Raw genomic sequence first — 17,048 nt, 5'->3', positions numbered from 1 at the left:
ACAGGCAATCTTCTGCTATGCTATTATACAGAGTTATTATTATTGTATGTGTCATAAGAAAGGATTAAGCTCGAATGAAATTTGCGGTATTGGATTTTGAAACGACAGGCACCCAGTCCGCGGATGACATCATTCAAGTCGGACTTGCAATTATAGATCATGATAACAGCATTTCCCGTGTTTACGGCTCTTATGTAAACCCTGGCAGATCTATTCCACCTTTTATCACCGGATTGACCGGAATTACAGACGATGACGTCAAGGATGCACCTGCACTCGAAGAAATGATGATGGAGCTCGTGCCTATGCTGGACGATGTCGTACTCGTCGGTCATAACGTGGCGTTTGATTTTAATTTTTTGCAAAGCGCTTTGGACCGGTGTGGATATTTACCCTTTAGCGGTAGAATTTTGGATACGATGGATTTTCTGAAAATTATGTTTCCATCATTATCTTCTTATCAGCTAGGTTTTGTTTCCTCAGAGTTTGGGCTGGCGCATGACCGCCCTCATCAAGCAGACAGCGACGCGTTGGCTACGGCTGAGGTGTTTTTAAAGTGTCTGGGTGAGCTTCAAGCACTGCCTCTGATAACGATACAGCGGCTTAGCGATTTGTTCGCAGAGGAAGACAGCGACCTGGGTTGGTTTCTTGACGGCATACGAGAAGAGAAAGAGCTAGATCCTATTCAGGATTTGGAGAAACATCAGTTTTTTCGTCAGCTTGCGCTTAAAGTGGAAGATTGGACTGAACTGGCTGCTCCACGCAGAGAAGATGACCCGAATCCACTGTCAGGCGTTTCCTTTGAGCAGTATATGGATGATGTACGGGACAATTTGCGTTCATCCTTGAGCCAATATGAGGAGCGCGAGGCGCAGATACAAATGATTGAGGGTGTAAATCAAGCCCTGAGTCAAGATAAGCATTTGTTGATTGAGGCGGGTACAGGAACAGGGAAGTCCCTGGGCTATTTGCTTCCGTCACTGTATCACAGTGTAAAATATGGGCAGAGGGTCACCGTAAGCACGCATACCATTAATCTGCAGGAGCAATTGCGAGAGCGTGATATTCCGATGCTGACCAAAGTGATTCCGTTCCCGTTCCGGGCTGCCATCTTTAAGGGACGGGGGCATTATTTGTGTCTGCGTAAGTTTGAACATAAAATAAACAGAAGAGACTTCGCGACACCAAAGGAAGACTTGATTACAGCGGCTCAAATGATTGTCTGGCTGACTCTGACAGAAACCGGTGATGATGAGGAACTAAACCTGAGCAACCGTGGAGGGGATTTTTGGGAAACGGTAGCTAGTGATTCCGAGTCCTGTCTTGGTCGTTCTTGTCCATGGTTCCGCAAATGCTACTATCATCGTGCACGTCATGAAGCTGGAACAGCGGATGTGGTTATAACGAATCACTCCAAGCTGTTCACCGACGTCAAAGCAAGTCATCAGTTGCTGCCTAGCTATGAACACTTGGTGATTGATGAGGCACATCATCTAGAGGAAGTAGCTGGTAAGCACCTGGGCATGCATATGAAATATTTCACACTCGTGCATACGCTGACTCGATTGTTCAAGGACAGCAAGAATGGGCAATTGCCTTCGTTACGTCAGCAGTTGGCAAAGTCGGGGCATGAGAAGTCGACGGAATGGGCCTCGGTCATTGATCAGTTGTACCCACTTGTGTTAGAGGTTAAGGAAACTTGGGACCTACTAAGCGATAAGCTGTTTGGCATGTTACCAGAGCGAACTGATGCCACACCAGGTGAAACGGGGCAATTTTCTTCGCGTCTCAAACCGTCAGCCAAGCCTGCAAAGTGGGATCAGGCGGCGGCATTGGAAAATCAGCTTTATGTAACATTGAGCGAAATTTTGCGCAAGGGCGACAAGCTGATGCTGGATGTCAAGGAAGAACATGACGATTATGCGGCGGATAGTCTCATTACAGATATCACGGGTCTGCTTAAGGATTTGGCGGGGATTAGGGAAAATTTGCGCTTCTTTATACGACTCGATGATGAAACAACCGTATATTGGCTTGAAGCGAGTGGACAATTCCGTAGTAAATCATTGCAATTTTATGCGGTGCCCGTCGATGTGAGCCGCCAGTTGAAAGAAATGTTTTTTGACAAAAAAAGAAGTATTATTCTGACATCTGCTACTTTATCAGTAGATAAATCGTTTCAGTACATGACCGATCAACTCGGTTTGCAGGAGGCAGCAGATCAAGGACGATTAATGACGTCACAGCTCCCATCACCCTTTAATTATAGGGATCAGGTGTTGCTGGTCATTCCGCGAGATTTTCCGAGTGTGAAGGGCAGTGTAGGAGATGCACATTTTGTAGAGATGCTCGTTAGCTCTCTAGGAGCGACTGCCCAGGCAACGCGGGGGAGAATGCTCGTTCTGTTTACTTCCTATCGGATGCTCCGGCAAGTGTATGAGCCGCTCAAAGAGGCGTTAGCGTCCAGCGATATTACCGTGTTAGGACAAGGTGTGGACAGTGGGAGTCGCAGCAAGCTAACCCGCCGTTTTCAGGAAGCGAAAGCTTCTGTATTGCTGGGAACCAGTAGCTTCTGGGAAGGCGTCGATATTCCAGGGAAAGCTTTGACTTGTCTGGCTATCGTTCGCTTGCCGTTTCAACCGCCCAACCACCCGTTACTGGAGGCCAAAAGCGAGTTGCTCCAGCAGAAGAAGAAGAATCCATTTATGAAGCTGTCTGTACCACAAGCAGTTATTCGCTTCAAACAGGGATTTGGGCGATTGGTACGTACAGCGAGCGACCACGGAGTCGTCATCGTTTACGATACGCGTGTGATCGAATCCTATTATGGAAAGCACTTTTTGTACTCGTTACCGGGACCAAAAATGGAGCATATGCCATCGGAGCAAATGGTGCCTCGCATCGCCGAATGGCTCCAATCCGCCCCGGAGACTGAGGCACAACGGACGGACACTTAAAGTCCGTTACAATTAGGGGGAGCAAGTATGAAATCAGATAAAATTTCAGAGGCTGTCGTACGGAGATTACCCGTATATTTACGTTATCTGAATGCACTGCACAAACGGGAGGTGGCTACGGTCTCTTCTCAAGAGCTGGGACAGAGGTTAGATTTGAATCCGGCCCAAATTCGTAAAGATCTTGCCTATTTTGGCGATTTTGGTCGGAAGGGCATCGGTTACGATGTTTCTTATCTAATTGAGAAAATACGCCATATCCTGAAAATCGACCAGCAAATTAATGTAGTATTGGTCGGAGCAGGTAATCTGGGTCAAGCCCTATCGAACTATAATGCTTATTTAAAAGACAATATGAAGATTGTGGCGGTTTTTGATGCGTTCCCGGATAAGGTTGGGACCAGAATCAATACTTTGGTCGTACAGCCGATGGATGAACTGGAAGCGACTGTGAAAGAAAAAAATATACGAATCGGGATTATTACTGTACCTGATTTTGAGGCACAGCACGTAGCTGATAGGCTGATTGAGAGTGGAATTGGAGCGATTTTGAACTTTGCACCTATCATTCTCAAGGCACCGGCTAACATTCGGATACATGCCACAGACTTTACAACTGATTTGCTTAGCCTCGCTTATTATCTGGAGGACGGAAAGGAAGAAGCACAATATGACAGTGAATAAATGGATGATTAAAAACGGCTCGTTTGCCGTGAATGGACCCGAGGCTGGGGTAATCCATGGTTTTATGATTGTGGAGGATAGCCGTATTACTTACATTGGCGAGACTTTGCCTGCGGGTGAGGAAGAGACAGAAGCAATCGACGGCAAGGGGTTATTGTTTTTACCTGGTCTGATCAATACTCATGGTCATGCGGCGATGTCTCTGCTGCGAGGGTATGGAGATGATTTGGCACTTCAAGTGTGGCTTCAGGAAAAAATGTGGCCTATGGAAGCCAAGTTTACATCTACGGATGTGTACTGGGGAACTTCTTTGTCAGTGCTGGAAATGCTGAAAGGTGGAACCACGACTTTCCTGGATATGTACGATCATATGGATGAGGTGGCTCGTGTAGCTGAAGAGTCGGGCATTCGTGCAAGCTTGATGCGTGGAGCCATTGGACTCTGTTCAGAAGAAGAACAGCGGATTAAGCTAGCTGAGGCCGTGACTTTTGCGCGTAACTGGCATGGAAAAGCAGACGGACGTATCACAACAATGATGTCTCCTCATGCCCCATACACATGCCCGCCTGCGTTTATTGAGAAATTTGTTCAAGCAGCACATGATCTCGATTTACCATTGCATACGCACATGTCCGAGACGATCGCCGAAGTTGAACAAAACGTACGCGACTACGGCTTGCGTCCAGTTGCACACCTAGATAAGCTTGGCTTTTTCTCCCGTCCTTCACTTGTTGCCCACGGCGTTCACTTGAACGACGAAGAAATAGCTTTGTTAGCGGAACGAGGTGTGGCGGTATCGCATAATCCAGGCAGCAACTTGAAGCTGGCAAGTGGTGTAGCTAGAGTGCCTGAATTGCTGCGTGCAGGAGTTACTGTTTCACTCGGAACAGATGGTCCTGCCAGCAATAATAACCTGGATATGTTCGAGGAAATGCGTCTGGCAGCACTCATTCACAAGGGAGTATCTGGCGACCCAACGGCAGTTCCTGCAAATGAAGCACTACGTCTGGCAACAGAGTATGGTGCAAAGTCGATTGGTTTAAAAGAGGTAGGAGCGCTGGCAGCAGGCAATAAGGCTGACTTTATCGCGCTAGATCTGGATCAGGCCCATTTCTTGCCGCGTACAGATCTTATTTCCCATGCCGTATACTCTGCAAGTGCCAAAGACGTGGCTCATGTGTGGGTAGACGGCCGTCAGGTTGTGAAAAATGGCGAATGCCTGACGATGGACGAGGAACGTATCAAACATGAGGCACAAGCCGCCTTTGAAGGGCTGCTGTCGCGCTAATTTAGGTGTCACATCCCCTTAGAGAGGAAGCACAGGTTTGAAAAATAAGAAGAAATGGATAGCGGTCGCCATTTTGGCCGTAATACTGATCCTGGTCAGCATTTTCTGGTATTATTCGTATGTTACTCAAGACCAGGTGGCTGAGAAAAATGCCGCTATCATGAAGGCCAAGCAATCAGGTGGTCTGGTTAGCACGACTCAGACTTGGAAGTCTGTGTGGGATCAGATATATTGGGTAGTTCAAGGAAAAAACGCACAGAATGAAAATATAATGGTGTGGGTTCCTTTTCAAAAAATGGAGGGGCAACCTAACATACCTGCCGCAGATCCAAGTGGTGTTCATACCGAGCTGATGAAAAACGGAGTCGACGAGCAAAAAATGACAGCAATAATTCAGCAGCAACTTCCAAATGCAAAAATTGTAAGGCTCCAACCGAGTGTGTTCAATGGCGAATATGTATGGCAACTGTTTTACGATGATGAAAGCCATCACAACTATACCTTTTACCGTTTCTCAGATGGAGCATCGACGGGGATAAAGTATACTTTGCCTAATTACTAGCACCATGTTAAGAGTGTGGATTGGTGGCTTGGGAGTACCCAAAAGCGTTAGGAGCGCTGCGTAGTCCATTTGATCTTACGATCGCTTCGCTTCTGCAGATTCAAGTGTTCCACTCCGCTGGCTGACAGCTATGGGGCCACTCCAAATAACTTTTATACTCAGTCTATATAGCTTGGAATGATTGAAAGTATTAGAAAAAGACGCAAATACGATTTAATTCGTATTTGCGTCTTTTTACTTAATGCTCCGCAAAGCTGGACTAAAAGCCAGAAGCATCTTTTTGCCTTATCACAACTCCTCCACACATTGCCTTCGATATTAGATTTACGTTATGATATACTATATTTTATAAGTGATAGACAAAAATGATAGATAAATGAGTTGCTGATCATTATAAGATCATGCAATTTGGTTGTTTGTTGACATTCGTCCCGTTTCTTCTGGGTTTTACATTTTGAGAGGAGGATGTTGTTTGAAATTGCGTGCAGTTCCTATTGTTGTGGCGGCCGTTTTGGCAGCCTTGTTAATGTTTGGAGGATGGTTCATTTACCGTCAGGTTACAATGCAAAGTCCTCTGGAAAAACTGGTATCTCAATATCCAGGCGTGACAAGCGCTCAAATAGATATTAAACAGGATCAGGTGGTATTGAAACTAGATCTCAAACCGCAGGCGGATGTGGCCGGATTAGTCGATGTGGTTAAGCAAAAAGGGCAATCCATCATTGGCAGCCGCACCATTAAGCTGGATATCGCAGATCGTTCCAATTCAGCACTGAATCAATGGTGGTCTGAGGCTATGTTTCCTGTAGCCGAAGCGATGGAAAATAAAAAGTATACTCAAATTTCATCTACAGTTGAGCAGATGAAAAAGAAAAAGACAGGTATCAAGGCTGATACCGATATGGATTCGAACAATGTCTATATCCGACTCAGCGAAGGCAATGCGACGAAGTTTATCGTTTTGCCACGTCAATCTCAGCAAATGGGGGTATGGCCTAATGCCTAGATGGATCAAGGAAATATTAATCGGTATTGTGCCGGTGGCCATTATATTTCTCGTTTTTATTGGGGTAAACATTATCCCTCTTCTTGTTGCGGGCGTGATGCTCAGTGGCTTGTTAATGCTCATGCATGCTCGTGGCGGCTTGGCCGTAGGTGCCGGGCAAGAGCGCAAACGTAAAAAAAATGGTCCGGACAAGCTGACTTTTGAGGAAATTGGTGGACAAGAAAGCGCTAAACAGGAATTGCGTGAAGCCTTGGATTTTTTGAATCGTCATGATGAAATTTCCAAGTTTGGCATTCGTCCATTGAAAGGCGTTTTGCTTACAGGCCCTCCGGGAACAGGGAAAACGCTGATGGCGAAAGCAGCTGCACACTATACCAATTCAGTGTTTGTTGCAGCTTCAGGCAGTGAATTTGTTGAAATGTATGTAGGTGTTGGTGCAGGTCGTGTCCGTGAGTTGTTTAGGGAGGCTCGCACTCGTGCAGCCAAGGAAAAGAAAGAAAATGCAATCATTTTTATTGATGAGATTGATGTTATTGGCGGTAAGCGTGAGGGTGGGCAGCAACGAGAATATGATCAGACTTTGAATCAGTTGCTGACAGAAATGGATGGCATTTATTCGGCAGATACGCCGCGGATATTGCTCATTGCGGCAACAAACCGTAAAGAAATGTTGGACAGCGCCTTAACGCGTCCAGGACGTTTTGACCGTCATATTCAAGTAGACTTACCTGATAAAAAGGGTCGTCTTCATATCCTTAAAATTCATGCCAAAAACAAACCGATCCAGGAAGATGCTAATTTGGACAAAATTGCAGAGGAGTCTTACGGTTTTTCCGGTGCACAGTTGGAGAGCGTCATGAATGAAGCGGCTATCTATGCAATGAGACAGGATCGGCAAATGATTGCGCAAAGTCATCTGTCCATGGCGATTGACAAGGTGATGATGGGCGAAAAAACAGACCGAGAATCGACATTCGAAGAGAAAAAACGTGTAGCGATTCACGAGCTGGGACATGCTATTATGGCTGAAATCGTCCGTCCTGGTAGTGTAAGTCAAGTAGCGCTCAGCCCGCGTGGGAAAGCGCTCGGTTACGTGCGTCACAACCCACAGCAAGAGCATTATTTATATACCAAGCAGTACCTGGAGGAGCAAATTATGATCTCGCTTGCAGGTGCTACAGCAGAAGAAATGTACTACGGCGGTCGAAGTACTGGTTCAAGTAATGATTTTGAGCAGGCACTGAACATCGTTCATACGATGATGACTTCCGGTTTAACTTCTCTTGGGATTATTAACATGGAAATGGTTACAAAAGAGGAACTCATGCGGGAAAATGGCGAGATTATGAATGACCTGCATAACCGCACTTTGGAGTTGTTGGAAAAGCATCGTCCTGTGTTCGACAATTCTCTTGACATCTTGATGAAGGAAGAAACGCTATCCGGAGATCAATTTAGATGTCAATTTAGTGAAAATGCTTTATTACCAGCATAATTTTTTATGCTGGTTATTTTTTTTTACTTTTAGTCCGTGCTAAGATATTATTATCTATTGGGACATAAACATGTATTTTTCGACAAAGAAGGATACAATATATGAGAGTGACCAGGAAAGGGTGGAGTTAAGAACCATGCAATTTAAAAAAATCGGCGTCATTGGCGGCGGCACCATGGGACAAGGTATTTCTGAAATGCTTGCGTCCAAAGGAATCGATGTGCTGCTAGTAGAGCAGACACCAGAGAAACTAGACTACGCTTATAATATGATTGAAACAAGTCTAGATAAGCAACTGGAAAAGTGGGCAATTACCCAAGCAGAGAAAAAACTGATTTTATCTCGTATTGAAAAAGTATCCCATCTGGCGGAGCTCGCTAGCTGTGATATGGTCATTGAAACCATTACAGAGAATCTGGATGAGAAGAAAGTTGTTTTCCAAGAGCTGGATCATGTATGTCCAAGCAACATCATCCTTGCAAGTAATACATCCACGCTGAGCCTGACCGAGCTTGCCAGCTCGACCAAGTATCCAGAGCGTGTTATTGGTATGCACTTTATTTATCCAGTATCCCGTATTGATCTTGTAGAAATTATTCGTGGTTTGAAAACTTCAGATGATACCTTTGAAAACACGAAAATGTTCGTGGAAGAAATCGTGGAGAAAAAAGGAGTCATGATTTATGAATCTCCTGGCTTTGTAACTAGCCGGATTATCTGTCTGCTGATTAACGAAGCAGCTCATGTACTTCAAGAGGGCGTAGCTTCTGCCGAAGATATCGACGATGCTATGCGTATCGGCTACAACTTCCAAAACGGTCCTTTGGAAATGGCTGACCGCTTTGGTCTGGATTCTGTTTTGGCGGCTCTGGAGCGGATGTTCCGTGAATTTGGCGAACTGAAATACCGTCCGTCCATCGTCCTGAAGAAAATGGTACGTGCAGGTAATCTGGGCGTGAAATCGGGCGAAGGCTTCTTTAAGTATGACAAGGATGGTGACCGGATATGAAAATCCTCGTAATCAACGCAGGGAGTTCTTCCCTGAAATACCAATTGTATGATATGACGGACGAGTCCGTTTTGGCAAAAGGATTGGTAGAGCGCATCGGTATGGACTCTTCGATTCTGACGCATAAACCAACCAATAAGGAAGAATACACTGAAGTTAGCGAAATTTTGGAGCATACTACTGCCATCCGTAAAGTACTGAATGCACTCACAGATGCAGAGCATGGTGTTATCTCCAGCATTAGCGAAATTCAGGCTGTGGGCCATCGTGTGGTTCATGGAGGCGAAATTTTCAAACAGTCAGCGCTCGTAACTCCTGAAGCGAAGAGTGAAATCCGTCGCTTGTTCGACCTGGCTCCACTGCATAACCCAGCATCCATGATGGGGATTAAAGCGGCTGAATTGAATATGCCAGAAGTACCGCAAGTTGTGGTATTTGATACTTCGTTCCATCAAACCATGCCAGAAAAAGCTTATATGTACGCCATACCGAGAGTGTTGTACAATAAGTATAAGGTTCGTCGTTACGGTGCACACGGCACTTCCCATGACTTTGTAAGTAAGGAAGCTGCCAAATTTGTCGGCCGTCCTTTGGAAGACTTGAAGATCATCACTTGCCATATCGGTAATGGTGGTAGTGTAACAGCAGTTCAAGGCGGTTTGTCTGTAGATACTTCCATGGGTATGACTCCACTGGAAGGACTTATGATGGGTACTCGTAGTGGTGATTTGGACCCAGCAATCGTGCCTTATGTCATGAACAAAGAAGAATTGACTGTCAATGAAGTCAATTCCATGCTGAACAAGCATAGTGGACTTCTAGCTATTTCTGGTATCAGCAGTGATATGCGTGAAATCACTGAAGGTATGGAAAAAGGCGAAGCTAATTCTACATTGGCATTTGAAATGTATGAATACCGTCTACGCAAGTATATTGGTTCGTATGCTGCCGCAATGAACGGAGTAGACGTAATTGTATTTACAGCAGGCGTAGGCGAGAACTCCATCGTTCTGCGTAAGAGAGTGTTGGAACAACTGACATTCCTCGGTATCGAGCTGGATGAATCATTGAACGCTATTCGTTCTGGCGAGATTCGCCGGATTACAACTGCAAATTCAAAGGTAGAAGTACTGATCATTCCAACAAACGAAGAACTGGTAATTGCCCGTGACACGTTCCGTCTGGTTCAGTAGTTCGGTCCGTAAGTGTAAACTTTATACATGTGGAACTATGGTTTAAGTACCACATGCACCAAACAGCGAGAGCAAACAGCCTAACCCAAGGGGGAGGGCTGTTTGATTTTCGGTTCAAGGAGAGAGACGGTCATGACAAATAAAAGTACGATTGCCCAAGTGGGTCGCCATGTAGGGGAAACGGTTACAATTGGCGCTTGGGTAAACAATAAGCGGTCTAGTGGTAAAATTCAGTTCCTGCAACTACGTGATGGCAGCGGGTATATTCAAGGGGTTATCGTAAAAAGCGAAGTGTCTGAGGATATTTGGAATGACGCCAAATCCCTGACACAAGAAAGCTCCCTTTATGTAACTGGAATCGTGCGAGAGGAGCCGCGCAGTCAATCGGGCTATGAATTAACGGTTACAGGTATTGAAATCATTCATTTGACCGAAAACTACCCGATTACCCCAAAAGAGCACGGTGTAGATTTCCTGATGGATCATCGCCATTTGTGGCTACGTTCCGCCAAGCAACGTGCGGTTCTGATCATACGGGCGGAAATTATCCGTGCTGTACAGGAATTTTTCAACGGCAACGGTTTTACGAAGGTAGACCCGCCTATTTTGACTCCTTCTTCTGCGGAAGGTACAACTGAGTTGTTCCACATCAAATATTTTGACGAGGATGCTTATTTGACACAAAGCGGACAGCTGTACATGGAAGCTGCGGCAATGGCGCTGGGTAAAGTATATTCCTTTGGTCCAACCTTCCGTGCGGAAAAGTCCAAAACACGTCGTCACCTGATTGAGTTCTGGATGATCGAGCCTGAGATGGCTTTTGTGGATCACGAAGAATCCTTGCGCGTTCAGGAGCAGTTTGTAAGCCATATCGTGCAGTCTGTTCTGAAAAATTGTGCGAAGGAGCTTGAAGCTATCGGACGCGATGTTTCGAAGCTGGAGCAAATTCAAGGTGAGTTTCCACGGATTACGTACGATGAGGCGATTGCCTTCCTTCAAGGTGAAGGATTCGACATCCCGTGGGGAGAAGACTTCGGTGCTCCTCATGAAACAGCTATTGCCGAAAGATATAACAAGCCTGTGTTCATTACGCATTGGCCGACTCACATTAAAGCATTCTATATGAAACCTGACCCATCCCGCCCAGAGGTTGTTCTGTGTGCCGATATGATCGCTCCTGAAGGTTATGGCGAAATTATCGGGGGTTCCCAACGAATTGACGATCCAGCATTGATGGAAGAACGTTTTAACGAGCATAACCTGGCACGCGAAGCCTACCAATGGTATATGGATCTGCGCACCTATGGTACCGTTCCGCATTCTGGCTTTGGATTGGGACTGGAGCGTACAGTAGCATGGATTTGTGGACTCGATCATGTACGTGAAACGATTCCGTTCCCACGTATGCTGTATCGTTTGTATCCATAATCAATGACAGGATCATTTGATAAGACATCAGCGGCAGATTGGGCGGAGGGAGTAGCCTATGCTATGGAAACCGGAATGGTTCAAATTCCCTACGCTCTGCTCAAGCATTATCGGACGCTTCGGCTGACGGATGGTGAAATGCTGCTACTGATGCAGTTACTTGCATTTAAACAAGCGGAACGTAATGAATTTCCGACATGGGAGCAATTGCAGGCTCGAATTGGGTGCACTGCAAACGAAATCGCGCTTTATTTCAGTAAGCTCATGAAAGAAGGGTTTTTGCGAATAGATTCCGTGGAAGACCGCAGTTCATCCGTCCAATTTGAACGTTATAACTTGGCGGGTCTGTATCGCAAGCTGGCTGAATGTATGATCGCCGAGCGTTCGGAGCAGCACGATGAAGATGACATTTTGTTTACCGGGAAGCCGGATTTACTGAATGGAGTATCGGAATCTCCACTTACAGAAGAACGAAATTTATTCACAATTTTTGAGAAAGAATTCGGCCGACCATTATCACCGATGGAATATGAGACGATCAGCAGTTGGGTGGATCAGGATCGGTATCCGGAGGAGCTTATTTTGCTGGCCCTGAAGGAAGCGGTGTTTGCTGGGAAGGTACATTTCCGGTATATAGATCGCATTCTGCTAGAGTGGAGCCGAAACCGGGTTCGTAATGCACAGGATGTGAAAGAATATGCCCAGCGATTCCGTGGTGGCGGTCGCAATTAAAGTAGCACACTGAGCCTTTTAGGTAGTAAATTGATGCGCTATGGCTGTCACATTGAAATGGCGATACATGGACAACGCGGAGTATCGCTTGTGCAACATGTAATGTAGGGCAGAAATTTAAAGTGAGCAAGTAGACTTTAATGATAGAGGACACACCCTTCCGATTAGGAGGGTGTGTCCTTTTTAAATTTTTTTTAGAAATATGCAGGGGAAGAAAAATTCCTGGCGTCTATAGTATTGGGAAGGGGGAGAGCGTCATTGATATAGAGAGAATCATTGAACGAATCCGGTCCGGTGATCGGCAGGCGTTCCGTGAGATCGTAGAGCTGTACAGCAAGCATGTATTTCATGTGGCCTATTCGGTACTGCATGACAGCAAGGAAGCGGAGGATGCCGCGCAGGAGGCGTTCGTTCAGGTGTACAAGTCTCTCCCCCAGTACCGGAACGAAGGGTTTAAAACGTGGCTGAGCCGAATTGCGCTTCATAAAGCGCTGGATATCAAGCGCAAACAAGACAGGCGGCCCGCAGAGCTCATAGACGTGGCACAATCCCTTGTGCAGCTCCCTTCCCCGGATGAAGATGTACTGGCCCGTCTCATCCGTGAAGAGCAAACGGTAGAACTATCACAAAAAATCGCCCAGTTGCCCCAGCAGCATCGAGATATTATTCAAGCTTACTATATGCAGGGCAAAACCTACGATCAAATAGCAGAAGAGACGCAGGTAGCTTTAAAAACGGTAGAGTCCAGACTCTATCGGGCCCGACTATGGATTCGGAATCACTGGAAGGAGGAGGAATGGCAATGACTGACCAACAGGATAGACCGTGGATGGAAGGGCAAACGAATGACTGGCATGCATACATTACAGGAACTTGTTCGATAGAGGAATCTACCCGACTGGAAAAGCTCTTGTTGGAAGATGAACAAGCGCTGATGCTATATCTTGTCGCACTGGAGCAATTAGAGCCGACATTGGAAGAACACTCTGCCTGGATGGATACAGAGCACTTCACAGATCAGGTAATGGCCGTTCTTCCTAATATAGAAGCTGAACCGAGTCAAATTATGTTCAAAAAACGTCGTTGGTTTGAAAAACCTGTGTTCCACTATGTTATTGCCGCAAGTCTGACGTTGATCTTGCTATCCAGTGGAGCCTTTGACAAAATGATGCCGCAAACAGGCAATAAGCCGGTTCCTTCAAAAGAACGCGTCTCTTACAGTGAAGAAGTCATGCAAGCTACGACAACCTGGCTCGATAAATTAAAGCCCTAAATAAGTTAAGGGTAAGACGAACAAGTTTAAACTTCAGTTGGGAATTTTACCAAGATTCCATAAATAGAAAGGAAGTGTAGCGATGCCTTATACGGAACGAAGCAAGCTATTGGCATTTCTATTGAACATCATTCCGGGTGTAGGACACTATTACTGGACCAGAAAAGCCAATGCGTTTGTCTATACCATTTTGTTTTTCGGATGTCTGGCAGGGGGAATATTTTTGTCAGTGGTAGCAAGTGACGGAGCGTTTTTTTTGGTGGGTATGTTTATTGCTGCCCTTTTATGGGGACTCTGCATGCTGCATATCGTGATTAGCTTATTACGTTATGATCCTCGTGCAGTCGCTGCTCCATACCCCCCTCATGCAGGACCCAATCCATATGGCTTTTACTCGCAAAGTGAACCTTATGGAGAGGCTGGTTTAACAGGAGAGGTGCCGGAGGGAGCAACAGACACAGGCACGAATACCACGGGGGGAGGTATGGGATCTGGTCCCGGGTATTATCAACAAGGATACTATGGTATGGCAGGATCACCTGCTTTTCAAAAAGGATCGGATAATGAACGATTTTTTACGATTTTGCTGTCATTCATTCCGGGTTTGGGGCACCTTCATTTGGGGCTGATGCAGCGTGGCTTGTCTTTTCTGTTATCCTTCTTTGGCTTTGGCGCGATCCTCATCTTTATTACTAGCATAACGAACGAATCCGGATTTTTGGCGTTTGCAGGCGTGTTGCCGATTATTTGGCTGTATTGCATGTTTGATGCGGTGCAGCATGTACATCGTAAACAAGCTGGAGACATTCTTCAGGACCGGACTTTGTTTGAGGAACTGGAGCATGGAAGAGTTGAGGGACGTCGTAGTAAAATGCTGGCTACCATTTTATCGGTATTTCCTGGTGCCGGACATATGTATATTGGGTTGCAAAAACGTGGACTACAGCTCATGCTACTGTTTTTAGGATTTATCTATATACTGGACGTGCTGCATCTTTCACTCTTTTTGTTTCTAATCCCGGTGGTCTGGTTTTACAGCTTTTTTGATGCATTGCAGCAGGTAAGCCGTTATGGGCAGGAGCAGCTGATCGACAAGCCTGTGATCGGTATGTTTGCTCAATATCATCGCTGGGTAGGCTTGGGACTGCTTCTGCTAGGTGCATACTACATCCTGATTAACGTACTTGTTCCGACACTGGACCGTCTGTTCCCGGATGGACAAATTTACAATTTAGTTGATATGTATTTAAGAACCATTATTGTCTCCCTTCTATTAATTGGCGGCGGTGTTTGGATGATGATCGGTAATTCCAAATTGAAGCGAGCAAAGGAGAAACGATAGAATGGATACTGAATTTTCAAAGAGTGAGGCTTCCTTTAAGGGAGCCCATCACTCTCAGAGCGACGTGACTGGGGCAATAGGTTTATTGGGTACTTCATCCCATAAGAATGGCACCTCCAAGAGCTCAAACGCTCCAACAGGTGTGTGGAAAGTTGGAAGGCTGTCCATGGGGCTTTTTCTGGTACTGCTGGGCGGCGTAACGTTTGCGTCTAAGTTTTGGGGAGCGGGCATACTGGATCAAGCATTGACGTGGTGGCCTGTCGTGTTTGTTTTGCTGGGACTGGAGATTTTAATGTATACCGCTTGGAAAGGGACACGTGAGCGCATTCGCTATGATCTGTTCAGTATGTTTATTACGGCGATATTGGTTTTTTGTTGTATCGGATTTGCCTTAGTCAGCTCATTGGGCATCACTCCGCAAGTCAGAGAAATGATGAGTTCGGTTCAGGAAACAAGGACTCTCCCAGACTGGCATGAAAAACTGCCTGCCGGAGTGACCAAGGTGATTGTACAGGGAGAAGATCCCTATGCGGTCAAAATTGACGCAACCACCTCACCGGAGGTGCATGTGTTCGGGAATTATATATATACAGGCAATGAGGATGATTTCAAAGGAACGGAGCTCTATCAGACAAAGCAAATTGGAGACACACTATATGTACTTCTCAGCCAGGTTCCCACACGTTTTATGCAGACACATCATCAGCTTGACGTTACCATTGCTGTCCCTGAGGGAATAGCGGTTACTGTGCGTGACAGTCAGGGGAATGTGATTGAAAAATAGAGAGGGCTTCTAGCTTCAGCTTTACATTTTGTATCATTCACGCGATACTTGTTAGGGAAGCCTGAGTTGCACCATGTGACTGGTTATAAGATGTAGTTGCTTACCAGGCGTAACTTGATGATATACATTCGAAGCGAATGTAGTCGGAAAAGAGGGGAAAAATGATTTCTTTAAATCCTGACACACTTACAGAGCGTGAAAATTATAAGCTGTTGACCGGGAGTATTATCCCAAGGCCAGTAGCGTTTGTAACGACTTTGAGTAGCGAAGGGGTGCTGAATGGTGCTCCGTTCAGTTATTTTTCCATCGTTGCCGCCGAGCCGCCACTGCTGTCTGTATCCGTACAGCGTGTCGATGGAGTTTCTAAAGATACAGCGCGTAATGCGATGGAGCACAATGCTTTTGTCGTACATATTACAGACGAAGACAATGTGGGGGCAGTGAATGTGACGGCTTCTCGTCTGTCGCCGGAGGAGAGTGAGGTTACACTGGCAGGTCTCACCCCAATAAAGAGTACAAAAATTGCAGTTCCCGGTGTGACTGAAGCGAAAATACGTATGGAATGTATTTTGGAGAAGGTGATACCGCTGGGAGGCAAGGAGGACACACCTGCCTGTGACCTATTAATTGGGCGCGTAGTGCAGTATCATTTATCAGAGGAAGCGTACCAAAATACATATGTGATTGCCAAGGAGTTGCGTCCGGTGAGTCGGTTGGCTGGAAACAACTATGCAAAGCTAGGAGAGCAATTCACGCTGGAACGTCCCCAATAGGGGACGTTGTTTTTTTACAATATTGAAATTTGCCATTGCCCTTCATTTAATTTCCAAATTGAACTTCTTAATGATTTAATTCCGGTATCATTTGACTCAGTACAGTATGTTGCATGCACAATTTCTGAAGATAACAACCTTATGTTAAAGTCAGTAATTATAAATGGTATATGGTTCAATGGAGACCTACTCTTTAAAAAGGTTAATTGCATTGACTTGTCGTACTTTCTACCCGACGAACCATACTCAATATAGTCATGAGCTAATAGTTTTTCAAAATCCTCTCTTCGAGCATGCATTAACTGCTTTTCTAAACTTAATATTATATCTTTTAATTCTTTACTCAACTTATCACCCCAGGTTGCCTTTCAATTTTCAGTGATACCTTCATGGGATTAAAAAAGTCCATTTGAGAAAACAGGTTAGTTTTTAGGTAGCCAGTAGGATAGGTTGCTTTTTTTAAATAAAAAAGAGAACGTTCCGTGCTTTCGCTAGGTACCGTTCTCGATATTCAATGACCATTTT

Annotated in this window: 16 protein-coding genes; 15 read left to right on the top strand and 1 reads right to left on the bottom strand. The window is 45.5% G+C overall.

Annotation, left to right across the window (positions count from 1 at the left end):
- Positions 1-74: 74 nt before the first annotated feature.
- The 15 genes from dinG (at position 75) to HFD99_RS00460 (ending at position 16,523) form a co-directional block, all read left to right on the top strand.
- Positions 75-2,957 (top strand): ATP-dependent DNA helicase DinG, encoded by a 2,883-nt coding sequence (gene dinG / locus HFD99_RS00530; RefSeq protein ID WP_123797335.1) that lies wholly within the window; start codon positions 75-77, stop codon positions 2,955-2,957.
- A 27-nt stretch (positions 2,958-2,984) separates the two neighbouring features.
- Positions 2,985-3,638 (top strand): redox-sensing transcriptional repressor Rex, encoded by a 654-nt coding sequence (locus HFD99_RS00525; protein ID WP_016822178.1) that lies wholly within the window; start codon positions 2,985-2,987, stop codon positions 3,636-3,638.
- The gene (locus tag HFD99_RS00520) at positions 3,625-4,926 is read left to right on the top strand and encodes an amidohydrolase (protein WP_016822177.1); all 1,302 of its coding nucleotides are present in this window, start codon (positions 3,625-3,627) and stop codon (positions 4,924-4,926) included. Before HFD99_RS00525 ends, HFD99_RS00520 begins: the two co-directional genes overlap by 14 nt.
- Before the next feature lie 37 nt (positions 4,927-4,963).
- Positions 4,964-5,488, top strand: a complete 525-nt coding sequence (locus tag HFD99_RS00515) for a cell wall elongation regulator TseB-like domain-containing protein (RefSeq protein WP_016822176.1) — start codon at positions 4,964-4,966, stop codon at positions 5,486-5,488.
- 472 nt (positions 5,489-5,960) lie between these two features.
- A complete protein-coding gene (locus HFD99_RS00510) occupies positions 5,961-6,494 on the top strand; it encodes a hypothetical protein (RefSeq protein ID WP_016822175.1) in 534 nt (177 codons plus the stop codon).
- On the top strand, positions 6,487-7,989 hold the full coding sequence (locus HFD99_RS00505; protein WP_016822174.1) for an AAA family ATPase: 1,503 nt from the start codon (positions 6,487-6,489) through the stop codon (positions 7,987-7,989). Before HFD99_RS00510 ends, HFD99_RS00505 begins: the two co-directional genes overlap by 8 nt.
- A 136-nt stretch (positions 7,990-8,125) precedes the next feature.
- Positions 8,126-8,998, top strand: a complete 873-nt coding sequence (locus HFD99_RS00500) for a 3-hydroxyacyl-CoA dehydrogenase family protein (protein ID WP_013371631.1) — start codon at positions 8,126-8,128, stop codon at positions 8,996-8,998.
- Positions 8,995-10,191 (top strand): acetate/propionate family kinase, encoded by a 1,197-nt coding sequence (locus HFD99_RS00495; RefSeq protein WP_013371630.1) that lies wholly within the window; start codon positions 8,995-8,997, stop codon positions 10,189-10,191. The genes HFD99_RS00500 and HFD99_RS00495 overlap by 4 nt, the downstream gene beginning before the upstream one ends.
- A 132-nt stretch (positions 10,192-10,323) precedes the next feature.
- Positions 10,324-11,619: an asparagine--tRNA ligase gene (gene asnS, locus HFD99_RS00490; RefSeq protein WP_016822173.1), complete on the top strand. Its 1,296-nt coding sequence runs from the start codon at positions 10,324-10,326 to the stop codon at positions 11,617-11,619.
- Between the two features lie 3 nt (positions 11,620-11,622).
- A complete protein-coding gene (locus HFD99_RS00485; protein WP_123797334.1) occupies positions 11,623-12,351 on the top strand; it encodes a DnaD domain-containing protein in 729 nt (242 codons plus the stop codon).
- A 140-nt stretch (positions 12,352-12,491) separates the two neighbouring features.
- Positions 12,492-13,157, top strand: a complete 666-nt coding sequence (locus tag HFD99_RS00480; protein ID WP_123797333.1) for an RNA polymerase sigma factor — start codon at positions 12,492-12,494, stop codon at positions 13,155-13,157.
- Entirely contained in the window at positions 13,154-13,624 is a 471-nt protein-coding gene (locus HFD99_RS00475; protein ID WP_123797332.1) for a hypothetical protein, read from the top strand. Before HFD99_RS00480 ends, HFD99_RS00475 begins: the two co-directional genes overlap by 4 nt.
- Before the next feature lie 82 nt (positions 13,625-13,706).
- Positions 13,707-14,966, top strand: coding sequence for a hypothetical protein (locus HFD99_RS00470; protein ID WP_025365108.1), 1,260 nt, complete (start codon positions 13,707-13,709; stop codon positions 14,964-14,966).
- A 1-nt stretch (position 14,967) separates the two neighbouring features.
- On the top strand, positions 14,968-15,750 hold the full coding sequence (locus tag HFD99_RS00465; RefSeq protein WP_016822168.1) for a hypothetical protein: 783 nt from the start codon (positions 14,968-14,970) through the stop codon (positions 15,748-15,750).
- A 161-nt stretch (positions 15,751-15,911) separates the two neighbouring features.
- On the top strand, positions 15,912-16,523 hold the full coding sequence (locus HFD99_RS00460) for a flavin reductase family protein (protein ID WP_025365106.1): 612 nt from the start codon (positions 15,912-15,914) through the stop codon (positions 16,521-16,523).
- 14 nt (positions 16,524-16,537) lie between these two features.
- Here HFD99_RS00460 and HFD99_RS00455 read toward each other — a convergent pair whose 3' ends face one another.
- Complete coding sequence (locus HFD99_RS00455; protein ID WP_123797331.1) at positions 16,538-16,870, bottom strand: nuclear transport factor 2 family protein; 333 nt, start codon at positions 16,868-16,870, stop codon at positions 16,538-16,540.
- Positions 16,871-17,048 lie beyond the last annotated feature (178 nt).

This window comes from Paenibacillus sp. EKM301P (assembly GCF_011800295.1).
GTDB classification, from domain to species: domain Bacteria; phylum Bacillota; class Bacilli; order Paenibacillales; family Paenibacillaceae; genus Paenibacillus; species Paenibacillus polymyxa.
Note: the sequence above shows the minus strand (reverse complement) of the source record. Positions and strands in the feature narration are given on the sequence as shown.